Genomic DNA, 2,868 nt, shown 5'->3' on the forward strand with positions numbered 1-2,868 from the left:
GTCGGCTCCTTCCGCCACGACACTGCCCGCCACGATGGTCACCGGCAGCCGGCTGACCCTGCGGGTGCGCAACGCCGACAGCCAGCCGGTCGTGGTCACCGCCGTCCTGCAGCACGAGGCGACCGGCGTGAGCCGCAACGTCGACTTCGGACCGGTCGCCCCGGGTGAGCACCGGGCCCGCGCCCGGGTCAGCGGTTGCACCGCGGCGCCGGGATGCCGGCTGGTCCGCTGGCAGCTGTCGTCGCCGGCCGGCAGCGACGGCCGGCTCGGCCTGCCGTCCAGCAGCGCCGCGGTGACCATCCGCGGCCTGTCCCAGCAGGAGCCTTCCGCCGAGGTTCTGAACGCGGCCGCGCTGGGCGACCCGCGACGGTGGCGCCCGGACTTCTCGGCCGCGGCGATGGATGTCTCCGCCACCGCCGGCACGCTGACCCTGCGCATGGATCGCAACGAGAACGGTGGCAACTCGCCACTCGGCACCCGGGTGTTCGCGGTGGATGCCGCGCTGCCGCTGCCGGTCGTGATGGCCGGGGCGCAGCCACCGGCCTGGCAGTTCAGCGACGCGGTCGTCTACGCGTTAGGTGGTGCGCCCGTCCGGGTCCGGGTGGCCGGCACCGCGCCGGTGCTCCCGGTGGTCGGCGGGGCCGGGGTGCTGGTGGACCTGGACACCGCCCGGCGGATCGCGGCGGACTCGGATCTCGGTGGCACGTACCAGGTCTGGTTGGCCGCGGACGCCCCGCAGTCGGTGCTCACGGCGCTGCGGGCCGGCGGCCTGACCGTGCTCGACGACGCCACGGTGGCCGAGCAGGCCGGCCGGCTGGAGGACCAGGGCACCGCCGTCGGCGCGAGCTTCGCCATGCTGGCCGCGATGGTCGGCCTGCTGCTCGCCGCGGCGGCCGTCGCCGTGGCCGCGGCCGTCGAACGCGGCCCGCAGCTCGATCAGCTGTCCGCGCTGCGGCTGCAGGGTCTGCCGCTGCGCACGGCCGTCACCATCGGGTACGCCGGCAGCGCCGCCCTCGTGGTCGCGGGTCTGCTGGCCGGTCTGCTGGCAGCGGCCGTGGCCCGCCCCGCCGTCGGAGTCACCGTGCGGCCGTTCACCGACAACTGGACGTTGATCCCGCCGCCGGGTGCCCTCGGACCGGCCGCCCTGCTCGTGGCCGGGCTGCTCGCGCTGCTCACCCTCGGCGTGACCAGCTGGCTCGCCGTCCGCCCGCTGGTTCGTGACCTGCACGGGAGCAGCCGATGATGGCCCTGGTCCTGGCGATGGTGTGGAGCCGGCGTGGCCAGGCCCTCACCCTCGCGCTGCTCGCGATGGTCAGCGTCGCCGCCGCGGTCGCCGCGCCCGCGTACGTGCAGGCCGCCGACCGGGCCGTCGCCGCCGGGCAGGTCGAGACCTCCCTGCCCCGGGAACGCAGCCTGCAGGTCAGCAAGATCGAGGATGCACGGTCCGGGGAGGGTGACAGCCTCAGCTTCACCAACGTGGGCCCGGCTCTGGTCGCGTTCCCGGGCTTCAGCAACGTCTTCTCGGCCGAGTATCCGACGCTGGGTATCGAGCCGGACGTGAAGCTGCGGTCCCGGTTCGTCTACCGGCAGGACGTCTGCAGCCACCTGAGCATCGTGGCCGGGCGGTGCCTCATCGGTGAGGGCGAGGTGGTCATCGGCGAGCAGACCGCGCGGCGGCGGTCCCTGGCGCCCGGTGACGCCATCGAGCTGACGTACGCGGAGTTCAGTCAGGATCCGCGGACCCCGCGCTTCGAGCCGAAGGGGCAGCCCAAGCGGGTGACCGTGGTGGGCACGTACCGGGTGCCCGACCCCACGGCGGTGTACTGGGGCACGCACGGCTATTTCGCCGCGGACCCCGGACCGCGCGCGGGGGAGCCGGTGTTCGCCGACTCCGCCACGCTGTCCACGATGGACCACGGCAAGACGCAGCTCTCCATCGACAGTGCCGCCGGACCGGGCGCCCTGGACGTCGACAAGCTCGCCGGGGTCCAGGCCGCGCTGGACGGGCTGCGGGACATGACCATCAAGATCGGGGCGCCGATCCTGACCGAGACCGGCATCCCGGACCTGCTCGCGCGGATCGAGGCCGGTCGCGCCGCGGCCCGGGTGATCGTGCCGGTCATCGCCGTGCCGCTGGTCCTGCTCTCCTGCTTCGTCATCTTCCTGGCGGTCGGGTACGGCACCGAGGGCCGCCGCCCCGAGCTGGCCGTCGTGGCCCTGCGCGGCGCGCGCTGGTGGGAACGCTGGTGGCTGGCCACCGGCGAGAGCCTGGTCGCCATCGTGCTCGGCGCGTTGTTCGGTTGCCTGGCCGGGCAGCTGCTGGTGAACGCCATCGCGGCCGCGCGGTTCCCCGGAGTGGGCGTCGCCCCGGCCTTCTCCTCGCTGCGTTACGCCCCGCTGGCCGCGCTCGCCGCCGTCCTGGCCGCCCTGCTGGCCCAGCGCCGGCAGCTGCTCAGCCCGGTCTCGGCGTTGCTGCGCCGGCTGCCCGTCACCGGCCGCCGCCCGCCCGTCCTGGACCTGACGGTGGCCCTGCTGGCGATCATCACCGGGGTCCAGCTCAACCTGTCCGGCGACCCGACCGGGGCCGGCCTGTTCGCGCCCGCCCTGATCGTCTTCGCCTTCGCCCTGGTGGTGGGCCGGGCCCTGCTTCCGGTCGTCACCCGTTTCGCGGTCCGCGCGCTGCGCCGCGGCCGGCTCGGTGTGGCCCTGGCCGGCCTGCAACTGTCCCGCCGCTCCGGTGCCCGGGGCTTGTTCGCGATGCTGGTCGCGGCCGTGGCCGTCGCCGGTTACGCGGGCTGCGCCGCCGACGTGGGCGCCCGCGTCCGGGCCGTGCAGGCCACCCTGGGCTCCGGCGCCGACCGTGTCCTG

The 2,868-nt window shown here is 75.1% G+C and carries 1 protein-coding gene and 1 pseudogene; both read left to right on the forward strand.

Annotated elements, in window-relative coordinates:
* Positions 1-1,243 (forward strand): annotated as a pseudogene (locus AB0C29_RS41685) (ABC transporter permease); the annotation flags it as partial.
* On the forward strand, positions 1,240-2,868 hold a 1,629-nt coding region (locus AB0C29_RS41690; protein WP_360832850.1), incomplete at its 3' end, for an FtsX-like permease family protein. The pseudogene AB0C29_RS41685 and the gene AB0C29_RS41690, both read left to right, overlap by 4 nt.

This window comes from Actinoplanes sp. NPDC048791, from assembly GCF_040650095.1.
Taxonomy (GTDB): Bacteria; Actinomycetota; Actinomycetes; order Mycobacteriales; family Micromonosporaceae; genus Actinoplanes.